Here is a 20,563-nt window from a genome sequence, read left to right as displayed (position 1 = left end):
AGCCCATGACACTTGCCGCCTATTCCATGCGGGCCCTGCCAGACCAGTTGTCGGGGCTTATATCCCTGGCACTGGACCTGCGCTGGACCTGGCATCACGGCGGTGATCAGTTATGGCGGGCCCTGGACGAAGAAGCCTGGGAAGCCACCCATAATGCCTGGCTGGTGCTCAACGGGGTTGCAGTGGAGCACCTGCAGGCGTTATCCCAGAATCCGGACTTCCTGACGCTCTATCAGGAGCAGGTCAGCCGGCACGAAGAGTTTACCCGGGCTGCGACCTGGTATTCGGATTCCTGCAATAACAAACTCGATGGCGGAATCGCCTGGTTCTGCATGGAATATGGTGTTTCCGAATCCCTGCCTCTGTACAGTGGGGGGCTCGGAGTACTCGCTGGCGATTTCCTAAAAGCTTCCAGTGACCTCGGTGTTCCGGTGATGGCTGTGGGCCTGCTGTATCAGCAAGGATACTTCCGCCAAGCCCTGAACACGGCAGGTGAACAGATCGAATTCCATCCCTACAACGATCCCACCATGTTGCCGGTATCGCCCTTACGGGACAGCAACGGCGAATGGGCGAGGGTAACCGTACCTTTTCCCGGACGGGAGGTTCGGCTTCGGGGCTGGAAAGGCCAGGTGGGGCGTTGCGAGCTCCTGCTGCTGGACAGTAACGACCCCCGCAACGAACCCGGCGACCGGGGTATCACCAGCGAACTTTACAGTGGCGACCCGGAAAAGCGTCTGCAACAGGAAATGGTTCTGGGTATCGGAGGCTGGCGTTTGCTGGAACTTCTGGACCGGAAACCGGCACTTTGCCACATTAACGAAGGCCACAGCGCCCTGGCCCTGGTAGAGCGGGCCCACCAGTGGCAGCGCAGCCAGCAATCCGATTTCGAAGTCGCCCGCGTTGCCACCCGGGCCACCAACCTGTTCACCACCCACACATCCGTGGCTGCCGGGTTCGACCGTTTTCCCCGCGCACTGGCGGCCCTGTACCTGGAACCCTGGCTGTCCGGGCAGGGTAACCGCCTGGATAACCTGCTGGGGATCGCCAATGGCGGCGCATCAGACCTGAATATGGCGGGGCTGGCCCTGGGTATGAGCGGCCGCTTCAACGGTGTCAGCCGGATACACCAAAAGGTGACCCAGACCATCTTCCAGCCCTGGTTTGGTCGCTGGCCCACGCCGGATATCCCTGCAGACTACGTGACCAACGGAATCCATACTCCGAGCTGGGATTCTCCGGAATCCGACCAGCTCTGGACTCGCGCCTGTGGCAAGGACCGCTGGCGCCAGCCAATGCTCGAACCGGAACCCATGTGCGACGTTGATGACCTATCTATCTGGGAAATGCGCCGCAGTCAGCGCCGCCGGTTGGTGGGCTATCTGCGCAAACGCCTGCACGCACAACATTGCGAACATAACTACGGAAGCAACCCGGACGCCGCCTGTGGCCTGTTGCTGGATGCAGAAAGCCTGACACTGGGTTTCGCACGGCGGTTCACGGCCTACAAACGCCCGGACCTGTTGCTGAAAGACCCGGAAAGGCTCATCCGGTTACTGACCACCCGTGACCGGCCGTTGCAGATCGTGCTGGCTGGCAAGGCACACCCGAAGGACAAGGTTGGCAAGGAACTGATCCGGCGCTGGAAAGCCTTTTCGCAGCGCCCGGAAGTGGAAGGCAAAGTAGTGTTCATTGAAGACTACGACCTAGCCGTGGCCGGCCAGCTGATTCAGGGCGTTGACGTGTGGTTAAACACCCCGAGCCACCCGTGGGAAGCCTGTGGCACCAGTGGCATGAAAGTTCTGGTGAACGGCGGGCTCAACCTTTCCCAGTTTGATGGCTGGTGGGCGGAAGCCTGGAACGATCAGGTTGGCTGGGCGATACGGCCCGGGGCAAGCTTTGAAGAACTGGCACTGGATGGCAGCCATGACGACTCGGATGCCCGGGAACTTTATGAACTGCTGGAACAGCAGGTGATTCCGGAGTTCTACCACCTGGATGACAAGGGCTTGCCCGGTACCTGGCTGCAACGCATCCGTGCCAGTATGGACCAGCTGACCGCCCGCTATTCGGCAAACCGCATGGTGCGGGAGTATGTTTCCGACTTTTACCTGCCGATGGTGACCCAGGGTAACGAACGCACCCCGGAAATCGCGGCCGAGCTGGTCGCCAACCGAAAGAATGTCTGCCGGCACTGGCCAAAACTTCGGTTTGGTGAACTGACCGAACAGACGGGTGACAACAGCCAGACCTTTTCACTCTGCGTTTACCTGGATGGCCTGGGTCATGAACAACTGACGGTGGAACTGGTGGCGGAAGCGTCGGAGTTCGGGCCAAGACTGGTGCAACCCATGGCTATAGAGCATGCACTGGAGGGATCAGAAGACAGCTATCTGTATCGGGCAACCGTGCCCCCGCGCCCGGCAGGCCACTTCACCCCGAGAATCCGGGTAAAGGATGCCCGCCTGAACCTGCCGCTGGAAGACAGCCACATCCTTTGGTACCGCTAGAATCAGCCGCGCCAGAATCCCGGTGACAACACAATCACCACACTGAGAATCTCCAGGCGGCCCATCAGCATACCCACCGAAAGAATCCACTTGGCGGCATCCGGCAACGGGCCGAAGTTACCGGCAGGGCCGATAATGTCGCCCAGTCCAGGCCCAACGTTGGTGAGCGATGTCAGCGCGCCCGACAGCGAAGTGACAAAGTCCAGCTGCAGGGATGCCAGCAGCACCGTAATAATCAGCAGGCACAGCAGGAATATAAAGGTATAGGCAATCATCGAGGAGATAATCTCATCGCTGACCGCCCGGCCGTTGTAATTCCGGGTAAACACCGCGCGGGGGTGCAACAGGCGCATCAGCTGCTCCCGTAGGATGATCAGAGACAGCTGGAAGCGGAAAATCTTCATACCGCCGGCGGTGGAACCGGAACAACCGCCGACAAACATCAGGAAGAAAAAGGCGACGAACGCCAGCGGGCCCCAGGCCGAATAGTCTTCCGAGGCGTAACCGGAGGTACTCACCACCGAGGTAACGTTGAACAGCGTGGAAACATAGTTATGGAAGGGGTCGAATGCTACCGGCGATACCCACCACCGGTGCAGCGTGAGCAACAGCGGCACTACCAGCAGAATCGCCAGGAACAGGCGTACCTGCTGATCCTTGAACAGCACAAAGTGCTGGCCGTGCATTTCCCGCACAAACAGGAAGAACGGCAAGCTGCCGAGCATCATAAAGAAGGTTGCTTCCATAAGGATCAAGTCGTTGAACTTGCCCATGGACATGTCGGAGGTGGAGAAGCCACCGGTAGCGATACTGGTCAAACCGTGGTTGAACGCATCAAACAGGCTCATACCGGATAACCAATAGGTCGTTACTGCGATGACCGTGAACACCAAATAAACGAACAGAAGGCCACGGCTGAGGGTTTTCATCCGGGGCAGGGCCTTGTCAGTCCACTCCGAGGATTCGGTCGCAAACAGGCGCATACCGCCCACCCGCAGGAACGGCAGAACGGCAACGAACATACCGATAATCCCGATGCCACCGAGCCATTGCAGAATGGAACGCCAGAGCAGCAGGTCCCGGTCAAAGTTGTCCAGCCCGCTGAACACGGTAGCGCCTGTGGTGGTAATGCCGGAGGTACCTTCAAACACCGCGTCGGCAGCAGAAATACCGTTATCGCTCAGATAAAAAGGCAGGGACGAGAGCAGGGCGATAATAAACCAGCTGGATACGGTCAGAACAAACATGTATCGGGGCTTGAGCTCCCGATTATTGTTGCGGGTAAGCAGGATGCCCAGAATACCCAGCACACAGACGATCGCAGCAGACTCTGCAAACGCCATGGCATTAGGCGCGCCGGAGGGAGTTCCGGCCAGGAGAAACACCGGTAACGTCATGAAAGCACTCAAAAGTACAAACATCACGCTGACAATAAAAATAACAGGATTTAGATTTCTCAAGGTGCGCCCGTACCAGCTGACAGTGAGAGGCCGTCAGGATACCCGCGGTGCCCTGTATCCGCAAGGTAACAGCCCGCGTGGCGCAGGATTACCGGCAAATTAAAACACTGTAAATTCCGGGTAAATGCGGAACCTTACTATGGCCAGTGCCGTTGAGTTGGTGCAAGTTGATAACAGGAGTGCAACACAGCTCCGTTTTTCACCAAGGAGAAACGCTATGACTATCAAAAAGAATGTTCTGATTGCGTCTGTGGCTACGGCCGGCATTGCCATGGCTGGCGCCGCATCGGCCCAGGATATGTACAAATCTGGCGTTGGAGGTTTGTATGCGGGTGCGAATTACACGTTTATGAACGCGGATTTTGACGGAATTGGTGATGCCGACGCGGGCACACTGTCCGGCAAGGTTGGTGTGATGGCCACCGAATACTTTGGCTTGGAAGCACGTGCGGGCTTCGGTGTAGATGACGATACCGTTCGGGGCGTTGACGTTAAACTGGATAACTTCTTCGGCGGCTACGCCACCTTCAACATGGTGAATGAGAGCCCGATTACGCCTTACGGGGTGCTGGGTTTCACCCGTATCGAAGCTGAGGCGGGTAATGCCAAGGATGACGACTCCGACTTTTCTTATGGTGCTGGCGTAAACTTCGCCTTCGCCCCGAACCTGTCCGCGAACCTGGAGTACATGCGTTACTACGATGATAACGACGTAACCGTGGATGGCCTGGGCATCGGCATGCAAGTCAATTTCTAACCCCGCGCCCAACGCACAAAGCCCGCCGGAAGCCTCTTCCCGCGGGCTTTTTCATGCTCAGCCGTTTATAAAGGATCCGAGTAACAACACCCCGCCATAGCCCAGCGTATAGGCAGCCAGCAAGTGCAGGGCGTAGCGCATGTAGGTGCCAAAGGTGAGTCCCTGAATCTTGCTCATGGCCACAATGCCGGCGGCAGAGCCGATCACCAGCAAAGAACCGCCCACGCCCACGGCGTAGGTAAGCCCCATCCATTCCGCAGGGCTCATATCAATCCCGGATTTCAGCAGTGCAGCGGTCAGCGGAACGTTGTCGATAATGGCCGAGAAAATGCCCATCAGATAGTTGGCGTAGACCGGCGGCAGTACGTCATAGATGGCAACCAGCGAATCCAGCGCGTGGATTTCCTTGAGCATACCCACCAGCAACAGAATACCGAGGAAAAACAACAGGGTTTCGAACTCGATCACGCGGATGTATTCGAGGATCGGGTCCAGGTCTTCGTCGCTGCTCATGAACCGGGACACCAGGAACATGATAGAAAGACCGAACAGAAAGGTAAGAACCGGCGGGATGCCAAACAGGGCATTTCCGCTGATGGTGCCGATAATGGTCGCCAGGAACAGAATCGCGATGATCACATCAACCTTTCGCACTTCATTGGAGCTGGCTTGCAGCGTCACCGTTCCGGACAGCCCGCCGGAGAGGAACACCGCCAGGATAAACACCGTGATCGAAGCCGGGATGGCCAGCGTCAGCAATGTCAGAATTTCCACCTTGTCGGCCAGGAAGATCATCAGTGTGGTTACGTCGCCGGTAATCAGCGAGACACCACCGGAGTTCACCGCAAACACAACCAGAACAATAAATTGCAGGCGTTTCTTGAGTTCAAGGTTCAGGGACAGGATCAGTGAGCAGGAAACGAGGGTAGCGGTGATGTTGTCCGCCAGGGACGAGAACACAAAACAGAACAGCCCGGTGAGAAACAGCAACCGGCGTTCCGTCACTTTGCGTGGCATGATCAGGTAGATCATGTTCTCGATCATGCCTTTCTTGTTCAGGTAAGCCACGAAGGTCATCGCCGCCACCAGGAACAACCAGAGCCCGGCAATCTCGGCAATACTTTCAGACAGCCCGGCTGAGACCGCGGCAGTTTCATCCTGGCTGCCACTGAAAAGAAACAGCAACACCCAACTCAGGGTGCCAAAAAACAGGGTCGTCTTTGCCTTATTAACGTGGATGACTTCTTCGAAAATCACGCCAAGAAGCGCAAGTACCGCAACCGCAATCAGAACAGCATCAAGAACAGGCATATTAGGATCCTGAACCGCAGAAAAGGAATAGCTGCCCGTGAATGAGCCGCCGGGAAAGTCGTTGGCGATTCTAAACCTGTATGGCGCTTATCACAAAGTCTCCCAGTCAGATATCGTATTTAACATAATATACATTATGCGCAGTACGGTATGGGGGTATCTGTTCAGACAGGTAAGCCCTTCATGTCGTCAGAATGGCAAACACAGGCCCCGCCGTAGTTCACAGAAATGCCTCTAAAGCCTCAATCAAGCCCTGGTGGGGATTCTGCACACGCAGCCGGCCGCTTTCCAACTCTGTGGTAACGGTAAAGCGCAGGACAACCTGGCCGGCCATCACAATCTGCACGGGCTGGCCCAGGTTTGCCCTGGTCATTTCGTGGAGCTCAGTTCGGCCTTGGTCGTCGAGAACAATCCATAGAAGCCCGTCTTCCGAGATTGACGCTTTCTCTACCCGTTCGACGGGCACAGAAAACTCGACGACCGCAGGTTGTTCATCCCATAGCGTCTCTGCACCTGAAATACCTGGAAACGCAAACAGGCACACCGAGAACGCAGCGGCGGTTACCAATCCCGATAAGCCGTTTTTTGTATCCATAACTTGCTGAAACTCCATTTTCGTCGCATCAACTGAAGCAGAGAGATTGCTGAGGCGCCGAAACGCTTGAGAGTTACTGCATGAAGAGTTGGCGATAACTCACTGAATTGTATAAACTCTCAATATGTCCAATATTTAGGAGTATTGGACATTTCAGGCTTCCCGACCGTACAACACAATTCGCAAACAAGGCTGCCCAGATGAACGCCAGGCCAGGATTTCCCGGTTTTCCGCTGTTTGATACCGCTGATCTTATCCACGAACAGGCTGAGCTTGCGCTGTATCCGGATCTGCTTGCAGCGCTGAATGCGGTGCCCATCAACCCGGACAAAGCCCGTCAGGACTTCTACACCGCCCGCCGTTTCCTCGAAAAATACAGCGATGTTTCCGGCACATACAACCGTTTTCGAAGCGAAATCCAGCGTTTTCTCAACTACACCTGGCTGATTGCCCGCCGTCACCTTGCCCAGGCAGACAGCGACCTGATCACAGGCTACTTTGCCTTTTTGAAAACCCCTCCGGCGCCCTGGATATCCCGGGGGATCTATCCTGCGTTTACTTCACAGGCGGACCTGCGCCGTTCCAATCCGGACTGGCGGCCCATGGCGCTGCGGTCGAAAGCGGTACAGGCGCCCTACTCTGTTACCCAGGCCAGCCTGAACGCCAGCCGCACGGCACTGCAGACCTTCTTCAAATACCTGGTGGCCCACGATTATCTGCCCAAAAATCCGATGATTGATGTCCGCAAGCGCGACCGGAACGCCAAACCCAGCCTCAACCAGGACCGGGACGCCGAAGTGCGGCGTCTGACAGACTGGCAATGGTCGTTCCTGCTGGAAACCCTCACCGAACTGGCGGACAGCAACCCGAAATTCGAGCGTAACCTGTTTGTGATCGTGACCATGAAAAGCCTGTTTCTGCGGGTCAGCGAACTGGCACCGCGGCCGGTGGACCCGAACCAGGTGCGTACCCCCTGCTTTGGTGATTTCCGCCGAACCATTGTCGATGGCGAACCCTACTGGGTGTATTCGGTGTTCGGTAAAGGCGACAAAACCCGGCAAGTTACCCTGCCAGACGCCTACCTGGATTACCTGAAGCGCTGGCGAGGCCATCTGGGGCTTCCCTCTCCGTTGCCGGTGCCGGGAGAATCCACGCCCATTCTGCCGTCAGCCAAGGGCGATGCCATCGGCAAGCGCCAGGTGCAACGGATCTACGAGCAAGCCATGGTCGCCACCGCGGACCGTATGGAACGTGAAGGGTTCATGGACGAAGCCAGGCAAATGCTGGCCATTCGCTCCGAAACCCATTACCTGCGGCACACCGGTGCCAGCCAGGCCATCGAGGCCGGCGCGGATATCCGCCACATCAGTGAAGAGCTCGGCCATGCCAACGCCACCTTCACTGAATCTGTCTACGTAAATTCGGAACAGGCCCGCCGGCGAACGGAAGGCCGTCGCCGGCGGGTATAAATGCTGGATCCGTTAAACGATGCCTAGCGAATGGTTTACCCCGTCACGAATTTCGCGGTAGCGCTCGGCATCGTTGGCGAGGATTTCCAGGTTATCTTCCGGAAAGATTGCTTTTAGCTTGCTCCTGGCTTCCTCTGTGTTTAACCGCGCGGGCATCAGCTGTTCCAGTGCGCGCAACATCACTTCCGGCGAAACCGAGGCTCCGGGCGATGCGCCCAGCAAGGTGCCATAGGTCTTGTCGCTGGACACGATAATCTCCGTGCCCATCTGCAGGTCGCCATCTTTAATGATCTGTACCCGCTGCCCGGCTTCCACGGCTTGCCAGTTGAACTTGTTACCAAGCCCGGGGGCAAACTTCTCCAGCGAATCCAGCATGCTCTGCTCGCCTTTGAAGGTTTCGGAGACCAGGTATTTCACCAGCGGGAAGTTCTCTATGGCCACGCTCAACAGGCCCGGAATGTCGTGCAGGCGCATGGAACGAAGGTAATCAACAAAGCCCCGTCCTTTCTCAAGAACCGGCTTAAACGAGGCAAACGGCCCGAATAACAGGTAATGCTGGCCATTGGCCACCCGCAGATCCAGGTGCGGAACAGACATCGGGGGTGCGCCCACTTCTGCCCGGCCATAGGTTTTGGCGCGGTATTGGTCCGCCTGCTCCGGCGTAACCGGCGCCTGCAGGAAACGGCCACCCACCGGGAAGCCGGCAAAGCGCCTGGCAAACGGAAGATGGCTCCGTTTCAGGAGCGGGAAGGCGCCACCGCCGGCGCCAACAAACAGTACGTCAGCTTTATATTGGGTGGACGTACCGTTGCGCTCGGTTTCCAGCACCCAGCTGCCGGCGGGGCTGCGGTGTGCCCGCTTTACGTGTACACCGTACTCAATGGCCACGCCCAAATCCCGGTCAGCGTACGCAGCCATTTGTTCTGTCAGAGAGCCGAAGTTCACATCCGTGCCGGTTTCAATCACCGTGGCAGCCATCTTTTCATGGCGCGGCCGGCCTTCCATGGTGAAAGGGATCCAGCTTTTTATCTCATCAAAATCATCGGAATACCGCATACTTTCGAAGAAATGATGGCCAGACATTTCCTTGTGCCGAAGCGCCAGCTCTTCAATGAAGGATTCCGAGACCAGGGTGCAGTGCTTGGTCTGGTTGATGAACGTAGAGGGGTCTTTAATGGCACCCTTTTCGACCAGGTAGGCCCAGAATTGCTTGGCCACGTTGAACTGGGCGTGGATTTTCAGGGCTTTCTCAACAGAAATAACCTCGCCATCCACCGGGGTGTAGTTGAGCTCGCAGTTGGCTTCGTGGCCGGTACCAGCGTTGTTGAACACCCAGGAGTTCCCTGCCCCCGGGCCATCCAGCCGTTCCAGTATGGTGATATCCAGCTCGGGTGCCAGTTCCTTTGCCAGTGTGGCAAGGGTGACACCCATAATGCCTGCGCCGATAACAATTACCTTCATAGCCTGTGCCCGCCCGAGTCGGTTGTAGGAGTTTGTTCATCAAAGCCTTTTGGCCAGTGTACTCCTACTGCTGCATGTGCTCTACATCCTCACGGGCATCACGCAAAAAGGACTCCACGGTTTCTCCGGGCAGAAGCAATTGCTGTTCTATCATCGAATCCCGCCAGTCAGACTCTGCAAAGATGCAGCGGTATTCGTTCGGGAACTCTACATAAAGGCGTTTGAAATACTCCCTTGCCCGCACCTTGTTCGGCTCTTTGCGGCGGGATTCCAGTACAGCCATGTTGTACAGCGCCCCGGCCCTGACCTGGTCCGGCTGGCTATCGTCTTTGTAAATCCGTTCAAGGCGGCTGAGCACTTCATTCACACCGGTCAGCCGGTATTCCCTGAGGATCTCTGTGGCGGATTCCATCACCCGGTCTTCGCCGTGCCGGCAGGGTGAGTTGGCATGGTCCTGCACATATTGATCGATGGCCCGCTCTACTTCATGGCGGTGTTTGTGGTCCTGCTTCTGTTCATACACAAAGCCGGTACCCACGCCGGTGGCGATGGTGCCGGGCATACAGCCGGCTACCAGCCCGGCCAAGGCCAGGGACCCGGCAACGCCGAACGCCCTGAGAGATTTCATCTGTGTCATCTGGTCATCCCTGATGGTCTGGAATACGTAGGTTACAATCGACGAATGTCGGGTAACATACGATAACGGTCATATCGTACCGGTACCGTGACCCCTGTATTAAAACCGAAAAGGACTAATCGAATGGCAAATACCAAAGCATACGCCGCCACTGCGCCGGATTCCGGCCTGGCCCCCTACGCCATTGACCGCCGGGAGCTGCGTGCCGACGACGTAGCCATCGAAATCGACTACTGCGGTGTCTGCCACAGCGATCTCCACACCGTCGAGAACGATTGGGGCGGCTCGAAGTACCCGGTTATTCCCGGGCACGAGATTGTGGGCCGGGTAACCGCCGTGGGGCCGGATGTAAAAGCCTATAAAGAGGGTGACCTGGTGGGCGTGGGCTGCATGGTAGACAGCTGCCGTACCTGTTCCGCCTGCGAATCCGGGCTGGAGCAATATTGCGATGAAGGCTCTACCATGACCTATGGCAGCCTGGACCGGCACGATGGCACCGTTACCCACGGCGGCTACTCGGAACGAATCGTGGTCAGCGAACGCTTTGTGGTTCGCGTGCCAGAGAAACTCGACCCGGCTGCCGCGGCACCGATTCTGTGTGCGGGCATCACCACCTACTCGCCCCTGAAGTACTTCAATGTCGGCAAGGGCCACAAGGTCGGTGTTCTGGGCATGGGCGGCCTTGGCCACATGGGTGTGAAATTCGCCAAGGCGCTGGGCGCGGAAGTGACTATCTTCACCCGCTCCGAGGCCAAGGTAGCGGAAGCGAAGAAACAGGGCGCAGACCATGTGATCATCTCTACCGATGAGGCGCAGATGAAGGCAGCGGCCAACTCCTTCGACTTCCTGCTCGACACCATTCCGGTGGCCCACGACCTGAACCCCTACCTGAAATGCCTGAAGCACGATGGCACCCATATTCTGGTGGGCCTGCTGACGCCGGTTGAGCCAGCGCTGCAAGCCGGGCTGCTGGTTACCAAGCGCCGGGTGATTGCCGGTTCCCTGATCGGTGGCATGCCGGAAACCCAGGAGGTGCTGGATTTCTGTGCCGAGCACGACATTACCTGCGACATCGAGATGCTGGACATCCGCAACATCAATGAAGCCTACGAGCGCATGAAAAAAGGCGACGTGAAGTACCGTTTCGTGATTGATATGAAGACGCTCAAACAGAGCTGATCAGCCCGCCGAAAGCGCCCGGGCGGGAAATATTCTGCCCGGGCGGTCTTTGACAATCCGCTAATAACCAATCCGGTTGCAAAGGGTTAGCATGGGTCTATTGTTATCGACTCTGACCCTGGACAAGCCGAATGACCTTTGCACGCATTGCCGGAACCGGCTCCTATCTGCCGGACAACATTGTGACCAACAAGGACCTGGAACAGCGGGTAGATACCTCTGACCAGTGGATCCGTGAACGCACCGGCATCGAACAACGCCACATCGCCCTGCCCGGCCAGACCACCGTAGACCTTGCCGAACAAGCTGCCCTGAGGGCCATTGAAGCCGCGGGCATCGATGCCAAAGACATCGACCTGATTGTGTTTGCCACCACCACGCCCGATAAAGTCTTCCCCAGCTGTGCCTGTATTCTGCAGGCCCGCCTCGGAATCGAGGGCTGCCCCGCGTTCGATATCCAGGCCGTGTGCAGCGGCTTTGTGTACGCCCTGGCCACTGCAGAAAAGTTCATCCGCACCGGCTCCAGCAAGAAGGCGCTGGTGATCGGAGCCGAGGTATTCTCCCGCATTCTCAACTGGGACGACCGGGGCACCTGCGTACTGTTCGGCGATGGCGCCGGCGCGGTTATTCTGGAGGCCAGTGAAGAAACCGGCATTCTGTCTACACACCTGCACGCCGATGGCCGCTATGAAGAGCTGCTGCACGTGCCCTGCGGTGTCGCCAACGACTTCGATGCGGTCAAGGCCGGCAAGGCTTTTGTGGAGATGAAGGGTAACGAAGTGTTCAAGGTGGCGGTAAACACCCTGGGCCGGATCGTCGATGAAACCCTGGAAGCCAACCAGATGGAAAAATCCGACATCGACTGGCTGGTGCCGCACCAGGCCAACCTGAGGATTATTTCCGCCACCGCCCGCAAGCTCGGCATGTCGATGGACCAGGTTGTGGTCACCGTTAACCGCCATGGCAACACCTCGGCCGCCTCTGTGCCCCTGGCGCTGGACGAAGCCGTTCGGGATGGCCGCATTCAACGTGGCCAGGTGGTGTTGCTGGAAGCGTTTGGCGGGGGCTTTACCTGGGGTTCCGCCCTGTTAAGGTACTGATCTATATTCCCTGAAGTGCTTTGATTATTTATTTTTAGTATTTTTAGTTCTTAGCAACCTTTGCTAGATTGCTCCTCAGATTCACTGATTCCAATCTGAGGAGCTTTCCATGAAACACCTGCTAAAAGGATTTGCACTGGGCGCTGCCCTGCTCTCCGCCCAACCAGCCCTTGCCGCTGACCGGGAGCTACTCAATACCTCTTACGATATTGCGCGCGAGCTGTTCGCCGCCTACAACGTGGAATTCAAGAAGCACTGGCAGGAAAAGACCGGTGAAACCCTTGAAGTTAACCAGTCCCACGCCGGTTCTTCCAAGCAGGCCCAGGCCATCATTCAGGGCCTGAAAGCCGATGTAGCTACCTTCAATCAGGTAACAGACATCGACATCCTGCACGAACGCGGCAACCTGATCCCCGAAAACTGGGCCGAGCGCCTGCCCAACAACAGCTCCCCTTACTATTCCACCATGGCGTTCCTGGTTCGCAAGGACAACCCGAAGAACATCCAGAACTGGGATGACCTGGTTCGCGAAGACGTTGCCCTGGTGATGCCGAACCCGAAAACCTCCGGTAACGGCCGTTACACCTACCTGGCCGCGCTGGGTTATGCCCAGGACACCTTCGGCGACGATCAGGACAAGGTTGACCAGTTCCTGGCAGATTTCCTTGGCCAGGTACGGGTATTCGACAGCGGCGGCCGCGGAGCCACCACCACCTTCGTTGAGCGTGGCATTGGCGATGCCCTGCTGACCTTTGAATCCGAAGTACTCAACCTGGCCGACCGTCTGGGCGATGAGTACGAAGTGGTCACCCCCAACGTGAGCTTCCTGGCCGAGTTCCCGGTCACCTGGATTGATGACTACGTAAGGCAGAACGGCACCGAAGAACTGGCGAAGGAATACCTGACCCATCTGTATTCTGAAGAATCCCAGCGCCTGCTGGCCGGCTTTAACTACCGGGTTCACAATGAGGTTGTGAAAGCCGAGAACGCCGACCGCTTCAAGGAGCTCAAGCTCAAGTCCATCGATGAAATCGCCGGTGGCTGGGAAAACGCCATGAAGGTTCACTTCACCAGTGGCGGCAAACTCGACCAGCTGCAGCGTCGGCGGTAAGAGGCGAGCATGTCGGTATCCGCTCAAGCAGGCGCCGCCCCCGTGCGGCGCTTTGCCGGTCGAAGCAAACGGGTGTTACCGGGGTTTGGTCTGAGCCTCGGTATTTCCCTGTTCTTTGTCAGCCTCGTGTTGCTGCTGCCCCTGACCGGGCTGGTCGTGGAAACCTCCGGCATGACCTGGGATCAGTTCGTATTCACCATCACCGATCCCCGGGTGATCGAATCCTACAAGGTGACTCTCTGGACTGCGCTGGCAGCCTCGTTGTTCAACGGCCTGTTCGGGTTGCTCCTGGCCTGGGTGCTGGTGCGCTATGAATTCCCCGGCAAGCGGCTGATCGATGCGGTTGTCGACCTGCCCTTCGCCCTGCCCACGGCGGTTGCCGGCATCACCCTGGCTACCCTGTTCGCCCAGAACGGCTGGTATGGCCAGGTGCTGGCAAAAGCCGGTATTGAGGTTGCCTTTACCCCGCTGGGTATCGTGGTTGCCATGGCCTTCACCAGCATTCCGTTTGTGGTGCGCACCGTTCAACCGGTTCTGGAAGAGCTGTCTCCGGCGGATGAAGAGGCCGCTGTCAGCCTTGGTGCCTCGGATTCCCGGGTTTTCCGGAAAGTGATTTTCCCGTCCCTGTGGCCAGCCCTGGTGACCGGCATTGCCTTGTCCTTCACCCGCAGCCTTGGTGAGTTCGGCGCCATTATCTTTATTGCCGGCAACACCCCCTATGTCAGCGAAGTGACCAGCCTGATGATCTTCGTGCGCCTGCAGGAATACGACTACGCCGCCGCCAGTGCCATTGCCGCTATGGTCTTGTTGGTCTCCCTGGTGCTGCTGTTCGCCATCAATCTGTGGCAAGGCCGGTATCTGCGCCGGCTGGAGGGTCGATAGATGTCGACGGAACAGCACAGAGTCGGTGACCAGCCCTGGGTTCGCCGCAGCCTGATCGGCCTGGCGGTGAGCCTGACCGTGATCCTGCTGGTCATTCCGGAGGTGGTGATCTTTACCGAAGCGCTGAGTGCCGGCTGGAGCACCTTCAGCGATAACATTCTGGACGAATACAGCCTGCACGCCATCGGGCTGACGCTGCTGGTGGCCCTGCTGACGGTGCCGCTGAACCTGGTGTTCGGTACGGCACTGGCCTGGGCCGTTACCCGGTTCCGCTTTCCCGGCCGCAAACTGCTGATCACCCTGATTGATATTCCGTTTGCCGTGTCTCCGGTGGTGGCCGGTTTGCTTTACCTGCTGCTGTATGGACGCAATGGCTGGCTGGGTGGCTGGCTGAGCAGCCACGATGTTCAGCTGATGTTTGCCTGGCCCGGCATTGTCATGGTTACGGTGTTTGTAACCTGCCCCTTCGTGGCCCGGGAACTGATTCCTCTGATGCAGCAACAAGGCAGTGAAGAGGAAGAAGCCGGCGTGGTTCTGGGCGCATCCGGCTGGCGGATTTTCCGCAAGATCACCCTGCCCAACATCAAATGGGCACTGATTTACGGCGTGGTGCTCACCAACGCCCGGGCCGTGGGCGAGTTCGGTGCGGTGTCTGTGGTGTCCGGCAATGTTCGCGGACAAACCAATACCTTACCGCTGCATGTTGAACTGCTTTATCAGGATTACAACGTGGCCGGCGCGTTTGCCGCGGCCTCGCTGCTGGCGGCTATCGCCATACTGACACTGATCGCCAAGGCCATTGTGGAATGGCGACAGTCCCGACTTGAACACCCGGCGCCGAAAACAGGAGGTGCATGATATGAGCATCACAATCGACCGCATCAAGAAATCTTTCGGCAAGTTCCAGGCCCTGAACGATGTCTCTCTGGATATACCGGAAGGCAAGCTGACCGCCCTGCTCGGGCCATCCGGTTCCGGCAAGACCACCTTGCTGCGGATTATTGCCGGGCTGGAATCGTCGGATTCCGGCCGGGTGCTGTTTGGTGGCGACGATGTCAGTAACCTGCACGTTCGGGACAGAAACATCGGTTTCGTTTTCCAGCACTACGCCCTGTTCAAGCACCTTACGGTCGCCCAGAACATCGCCTTCGGCCTGGAATCCCTGCCCCGCAGGAGCCGGCCCTCGAAGCAGGAAATCAACGAACGGGTAGCGAAACTGCTGGAAATGATTCAGCTGCCACAGCTGGCAGACCGCTATCCGGCCCAGTTGTCCGGTGGCCAGAAGCAGCGTGTCGCGCTGGCGCGGGCCCTAGCTACCAAGCCACGCATCCTGCTGCTGGACGAACCGTTCGGCGCACTGGACGCCAAGGTGCGTAAGGATCTACGCCGCTGGCTGCGTGCCTTGCACGATGAATTCCACTTCACCAGTATCTTTGTAACCCACGATCAGGAAGAAGCACTGGAACTGTCTGACCAGGTGGTCGTAATGAGCCAGGGCAAGGTTGAGCAGGTGAATAGCCCGACTGGTCTGTATGCCCGCCCGGAAAGCCGCTTTGTGTTCGACTTCCTGGGCCATGTAAACGTGCTGTCCGGTGTGGTGAAGGGCCAGAGCCTGGTGCAGGGCAACGCGCGGGTAGCCCTGCCCGGTGTGATGAATAACCAGGAAGCCCAGTTGTACCTTCGCCCCCACGAAGTGCAGCTGGCCAAGGCTCCGGCCGCCCACGCCCGCCTGCCGCTGCGGATCGAAGCCATCAGCCTGATTGGTTCGGAGGTGCGCATCGAGCTGGCTCCTGAAGGCTGGGAAAGCAATGAAATCTGGGAAGTGGGTATGAGCCATGGCGAGTTTGCCCGCCATAACCCCACCCGGGGCGAATTATGGTACGCCATCCCTGCGGTGGGTCACCTGTTTGCCGGAGACAGCGCCCAGCCGGAAACCGTAGACTGGCACAGCACGGCCCACGCCAGCGCTGCCAATATGTGAGCGTTCCGGCCATCGGATCTGATTGAAGCAGTCTTTTGGTTCCGGCGTTAGCCGGTTATAGTCGTGTCATATAAAAACAAACGTCCAGGAAGCAGTATCCATGACACGACGCCGGAAACAGCAGCACAAATCCCCTTCGGTTATTATCATTGGCACCGGTTTTGGTGGCATTGGCATGGCCATCCAGCTGCAGAAAGCGGGTATCCGCGACATCACGATGCTGGAAAAAGCGGGGGCCGTGGGCGGAACCTGGCGGGACAACACCTACCCTGGCGCTGCCTGCGACGTGCAATCGCACCTGTATTCCTACTCGTTCGAGCCTAAACACGACTGGACCCGGAAATTCGGCACCCAGCCCGAGATTCTGGATTACATCGAATCCTGCGTTCGCAAACACAACCTCGAGCCCCTGATCCGCTTTAATCAGACGGTGGAATCCGCCGAGTTTGATGAACAGACCAACCAATGGCAGATAACCACCGGCGCCGGCGACACTTTCCGGTCCGATGTACTGATTACCGCAACCGGTCAGCTTAACCGCCCTGCCATGCCGGATATTCCAGGCCTGGAGGATTTCGGCGGTGAGAGTTTCCATTCCGCCCGCTGGAATCACGACATCAACCTGGAGGGCAAACGGGTTGCAGTCATTGGCACCGGCGCCAGTGCCATCCAGTTTGTGCCGGAAATCACCGCGAAGGCGGCCCATCTGGACCTTTACCAGCGCTCTGCCGCGTGGGTGCTGCCCAAACCGGACAAAACCTTCACCCCGCTGGAACAAACACTGTTCGCCAAGTTGCCTCTGTGGGACCGGCTGTATCGCGGGATGATCTACCTGAAGAACGAAGTGCGCGCCCTGGCGTTCACCCGGTTCTCGGGATTACTCGAGTTCTTTGCCAATCGCGCCCGCAACGAAGCGCGCCGCTGGGTAACTGACCCGGATAAACTCGCCGAATTGATTCCGGAATACCGGATTGGCTGCAAGCGCATCCTGATTTCCAACGACTGGTACCGGGCCGTAAACGAGCCCCACGTGAACCTGATCACCGGTGGCATCACCCGGTTTGACGAAACGGGCGTGGTGTCAGAAACCGGTGAACACCGGCCTGCGGATGTGATCATTTTCGGCACCGGCTTCCGGGCCACCGAATTCCTTTCGCCCATCCACATCACCGGTCGCAACGGCGTGTCCCTGAACGAGGCCTGGGCCAATGGCAGCAAGGCATTCAAAGGCATCACCGTAAGCGGATTTCCGAACCTGTTCATGTTGTATGGCCCCAATACTAACCTGGCCCATAACTCTATTCTGTACATGCTGGAATCCCAGTTCCGCTACGTGCTGAGCGCGCTCAGGGCGCTGTCCCGTTATCCGGGGCAGGCAATGGATGTGCGGGAAGACCGCCAGAGCCGTTACAGCCAGGTGGTCCAAAGAGGGCTGGATGGCAGCGTGTGGGAGGCCGGCTGTACCTCCTGGTATCTGGATGAGCACGGTCGCAACACTGTGAACTGGCCAGGCTTTACCTTCAGTTACCGCTTTGCCACGCGGTTTGTCGATACAGCTGACTATCAGTTCCTGAAACCCCGTTCCGAAAACACCTGACTCCCGTTCAAGCCGATGCCCTGCACGGCTTGAACTTATCGTAAATTCATAGGATGATTGGTTCATCATATTGAGGGATGATCCACAATGCTCAAACCGATCCGAAAAGGCTCTCTGGTGGAAACGGCCATTGAAAGCCTTCGTCAGAATATTGAAAGCGGTGAATGGCCAGTAGGTACTCGCTTACCTGTAGAAGCAGAGCTTTCGGAGGCTCTGGGTATCAGCCGTAACACCATCCGGGAAGCGGTCCGGGTACTTGTTCACGTTGGCATGCTGGAAACCCGCCAGGGCGACGGTACCTACGTAAGGGCCAATCGGGATGCCGGAGAGACGCTCCGGCGCATTGCCCGCAGCAAACTGGCGGAGCAGATAGAGGTTCGGATCATGCTGGAAACCGAAGCGGCCAGGCTCGCCGCCGGGCGGAGAACCGAGCAGGACCTGAAGGCCATGACCAGCGCCCTGGACGCACGGGCTGCCGCCGGAGAGCGGGTTCCCGAGCGCATACAGCACGACGAGCACTTTCACCACGCGCTGGTACGGGCGTCCGGCAATTCGGCACTGATCGAGCTCTACGACTACTTTTCCCACGCCGTCAGTCAGACTATTGAGCAGACAGAAACCGACTCGGAGCTTCCGGAACCCACCCAGGAAGACCATGAGCTGCTGCTGGCGGCTATCCGCCGAAAAGATGCAGCCAAGGCCGAGGCGCTGTCCCGCGCCCTGCTCACCCCAAGCCTGAAAGCCCTGACCGGGGAGGATTAAGCCGTGAAGTTCCGGATAGACACCTTCACATTGTTGTTGCTGGGCGCCATTGTCCTGGCGTCTTTCCTGCCGGTAACGGGAAGTGCGGCCGATGCCCTGGCCACCACTGGCACCATTGCGGTTGCGCTGCTGTTCTTTTTTCACGGTGCGGCACTGTCACGGCAACAGATTATTGATGGCGCCACCCACTGGCGGCTGCACATCCTGATCACTTCCCTCACCTTCGTGTTCTTTCCGCTGGCAGTACTTCCGGTCAACGCACTTAGCGGCATAGCACCGGACTGGATGCCGAAAGACCTGGGGCTGGGATTCCTCTATCTGGGGGTACTGCCTTCAGCGGTGTCCTCTTCCATTGCCTACACCGCTATGGCCCGGGGCAATGTGCCGGCAGCCATCTGCAGTGCGGCCGCCTCCAATGTGTTCGGCATGATGCTGACACCGTTTCTGTTGCTGTTGCTGGTTTCCACGTCTGGCACCGGCGAATTTGCGGTGCTTGAAGCACTCAAGGACATTATCCTTCAGTTGCTGTTGCCGTTTGCGGGGGGGCACGCCCTGCGGCCCTGGCTGGGCGGGTTCCTGGGCAGGAACGAGAAGCTGATGGCACGCTACGATCAGTGCGTTATCTGGATTATCGTCTATTCCGCCTTCTCCCACTCTGTGGTCAGCGGGCTCTGGCAGAACCTGCCGGTTCAGGCCATTGTGCTGGCGATTGTCCTCTGCTTCGGGTTGCTGGCGCTGTTTATGCTGATTGCACGACTGATGGTGAGAAAACTGGGCTTCAGCCTGGAAGACGAAGCCGCGGTGGTGTTCTGTGGCTCCAAGAAGAGCCTGGCGTCAGGACTGCCGATGGCCAAGGTGCTGTTCTCCGGCCACCCCGGGTTTGGCATGATCGTGCTGCCCATTATGTGCTACAACCAGATCCAGGTGATTGTAGGGGCCATCCTGGCCCAGAGGTACCGGGTAAAGATCGAGCAGGCCTCAGCCGCCGCCCATACCACCGAATAATGCGGCCAGAATAGCCAGCCCGACAATCCAGCCGATCACCGCCGGCCAGAAATTCATCATCTGCGGCGGCTGTTCGGCCTGGTTGTCAAAACCCTGGTCATCGGCCATTCCGGATTCCGGATAGTTTCTCTCATCCGGTTCCGGATTGGCATCCTGCACGCTGAACCATTCAAACCAGTCCCCCAGAAAGCGGGCAACCGGTGCCGGGAAGCTGCCGTTTTCGGCCATGGGCCGCACCTGGTGCTCCAGCTGGCTGGCAATCTCGCGCCGTAACGGCATCTGATCTGCTGGCGGTTCACACAGTATCGCCTTCCAGATATTGACATCCTGCTGTCGGTAGTTGTCGTTCAGCAGTGCACGAACCTGGATAATCACCTCACGGACGATCTGGGCGTCGTTACCATCCATTGGGGCTGTCGGTTCCCGGGTGTCCGCGGCAGCAACCCGAGGCTCAGGCCGTGGTTCAGGTTCAGACGGTGCCTTTGCCGCCGAGGGGGCATGGCCCGTTGCTTCCTGGTAGGCCTGCCTGAGGGCTTCGGCTTCGTGGTCAGAGGCGAACTTCATCTGTTGTTCGTATGCCTGCCGTATCCGCTCCCAGTTATCGGTTGGCTCGATACCCAGAATGTCCCAACAATTCATAAATTCGCAACTCCGGTCATGGAAGATTTGTAATGTTTCTCGAGACAAATCGCCCGATCTACCCTACGATTAGGCAATAAACGCAACTAATCTGCCTGCTCGGTAAA

The 20,563-nt window shown here is 57.9% G+C and carries 18 protein-coding genes; 12 read left to right on the top strand and 6 right to left on the bottom strand.

The genetic code is table 11. The features are described from left to right. Positions 1 to 5: 5 nt before the first annotated feature. Positions 6 to 2,510, top strand: a complete 2,505-nt coding sequence (gene glgP / locus LWH94_RS01605) for an alpha-glucan family phosphorylase (RefSeq protein WP_232900976.1) — start codon at positions 6 to 8, stop codon at positions 2,508 to 2,510. A 2-nt stretch (positions 2,511 to 2,512) separates the two neighbouring features. On the opposite strand, the gene LWH94_RS01600 is transcribed toward glgP, so the two are convergent. Further along, positions 2,513 to 3,931, bottom strand: coding sequence for a TrkH family potassium uptake protein (locus LWH94_RS01600; protein WP_094623981.1), 1,419 nt, complete (start codon positions 3,929 to 3,931; stop codon positions 2,513 to 2,515). Between the two features lie 256 nt (positions 3,932 to 4,187). Here LWH94_RS01600 and LWH94_RS01595 point away from each other — a divergent pair, with 256 nt between their 5' ends. Next, positions 4,188 to 4,727 (top strand): porin family protein, encoded by a 540-nt coding sequence (locus LWH94_RS01595; protein ID WP_094623980.1) that lies wholly within the window; start codon positions 4,188 to 4,190, stop codon positions 4,725 to 4,727. A gap of 57 nt (positions 4,728 to 4,784) precedes the next feature. Here LWH94_RS01595 and nhaD read toward each other — a convergent pair whose 3' ends face one another. Beyond that, entirely contained in the window at positions 4,785 to 6,038 is a 1,254-nt protein-coding gene (nhaD, locus tag LWH94_RS01590) for a sodium:proton antiporter NhaD (RefSeq protein ID WP_058340942.1), read from the bottom strand. 220 nt (positions 6,039 to 6,258) lie between these two features. Further along, complete coding sequence (locus tag LWH94_RS01585) at positions 6,259 to 6,633, bottom strand: hypothetical protein (protein WP_232900975.1); 375 nt, start codon at positions 6,631 to 6,633, stop codon at positions 6,259 to 6,261. Positions 6,634 to 6,833: 200 nt separating this feature from the next. On the opposite strand from LWH94_RS01585, the gene LWH94_RS01580 reads away from it, so the two are divergent. Next, complete coding sequence (locus LWH94_RS01580; protein ID WP_232900973.1) at positions 6,834 to 8,102, top strand: tyrosine-type recombinase/integrase; 1,269 nt, start codon at positions 6,834 to 6,836, stop codon at positions 8,100 to 8,102. 12 nt (positions 8,103 to 8,114) lie between these two features. Here the strand turns inward: LWH94_RS01580 and LWH94_RS01575 are convergent, their stop codons facing one another. After that, positions 8,115 to 9,563: a malate:quinone oxidoreductase gene (locus tag LWH94_RS01575; protein WP_232900971.1), complete on the bottom strand. Its 1,449-nt coding sequence runs from the start codon at positions 9,561 to 9,563 to the stop codon at positions 8,115 to 8,117. A 64-nt stretch (positions 9,564 to 9,627) separates the two neighbouring features. Beyond that, positions 9,628 to 10,200, bottom strand: a complete 573-nt coding sequence (locus LWH94_RS01570; RefSeq protein ID WP_094625131.1) for a hypothetical protein — start codon at positions 10,198 to 10,200, stop codon at positions 9,628 to 9,630. 123 nt (positions 10,201 to 10,323) lie between these two features. Between LWH94_RS01570 and LWH94_RS01565 the strand changes: the two genes are divergently transcribed. The 9 genes from LWH94_RS01565 to LWH94_RS01525 all read left to right on the top strand — a co-directional run bounded on the left by LWH94_RS01565 (position 10,324) and on the right by LWH94_RS01525 (position 19,817). Continuing rightward, complete coding sequence (locus LWH94_RS01565) at positions 10,324 to 11,379, top strand: NAD(P)-dependent alcohol dehydrogenase (protein ID WP_232900969.1); 1,056 nt, start codon at positions 10,324 to 10,326, stop codon at positions 11,377 to 11,379. Positions 11,380 to 11,510: 131 nt separating this feature from the next. Further along, entirely contained in the window at positions 11,511 to 12,479 is a 969-nt protein-coding gene (locus tag LWH94_RS01560) for a beta-ketoacyl-ACP synthase III (RefSeq protein WP_094625129.1), read from the top strand. Between the two features lie 109 nt (positions 12,480 to 12,588). After that, positions 12,589 to 13,590, top strand: coding sequence for a thiosulfate ABC transporter substrate-binding protein CysP (gene cysP / locus LWH94_RS01555; RefSeq protein WP_199457500.1), 1,002 nt, complete (start codon positions 12,589 to 12,591; stop codon positions 13,588 to 13,590). 9 nt (positions 13,591 to 13,599) lie between these two features. Continuing rightward, positions 13,600 to 14,472, top strand: a complete 873-nt coding sequence (gene cysT, locus LWH94_RS01550) for a sulfate ABC transporter permease subunit CysT (protein ID WP_232900967.1) — start codon at positions 13,600 to 13,602, stop codon at positions 14,470 to 14,472. Then, a complete protein-coding gene (gene cysW, locus LWH94_RS01545) occupies positions 14,473 to 15,330 on the top strand; it encodes a sulfate ABC transporter permease subunit CysW (RefSeq protein ID WP_232900966.1) in 858 nt (285 codons plus the stop codon). It begins immediately after the preceding gene. Between the two features lies 1 nt (position 15,331). Continuing rightward, on the top strand, positions 15,332 to 16,453 hold the full coding sequence (locus LWH94_RS01540) for a sulfate/molybdate ABC transporter ATP-binding protein (protein ID WP_232900964.1): 1,122 nt from the start codon (positions 15,332 to 15,334) through the stop codon (positions 16,451 to 16,453). Between the two features lie 100 nt (positions 16,454 to 16,553). Next, positions 16,554 to 18,050, top strand: coding sequence for a flavin-containing monooxygenase (locus LWH94_RS01535; RefSeq protein ID WP_232900962.1), 1,497 nt, complete (start codon positions 16,554 to 16,556; stop codon positions 18,048 to 18,050). Positions 18,051 to 18,137: 87 nt separating this feature from the next. After that, complete coding sequence (locus LWH94_RS01530; protein WP_232900961.1) at positions 18,138 to 18,812, top strand: FadR/GntR family transcriptional regulator; 675 nt, start codon at positions 18,138 to 18,140, stop codon at positions 18,810 to 18,812. Between the two features lie 3 nt (positions 18,813 to 18,815). After that, the gene (locus tag LWH94_RS01525; RefSeq protein WP_232900959.1) at positions 18,816 to 19,817 is read left to right on the top strand and encodes a bile acid:sodium symporter family protein; all 1,002 of its coding nucleotides are present in this window, start codon (positions 18,816 to 18,818) and stop codon (positions 19,815 to 19,817) included. On the opposite strand, the gene LWH94_RS01520 is transcribed toward LWH94_RS01525, so the two are convergent. After that, a complete protein-coding gene (locus tag LWH94_RS01520) occupies positions 19,791 to 20,456 on the bottom strand; it encodes a J domain-containing protein (protein ID WP_232900956.1) in 666 nt (221 codons plus the stop codon). The two genes, LWH94_RS01525 and LWH94_RS01520, sit on opposite strands and share 27 nt — an antisense overlap. Between the last annotated feature and the right edge of the window lie 107 nt (positions 20,457 to 20,563).

It is taken from the genome of Marinobacter sp. G11 (assembly GCF_021282325.1).
Taxonomy (GTDB): Bacteria; Pseudomonadota; Gammaproteobacteria; order Pseudomonadales; family Oleiphilaceae; genus Marinobacter; species Marinobacter vinifirmus.
Note: the sequence above shows the minus strand (reverse complement) of the source record. Positions and strands in the feature narration are given on the sequence as shown.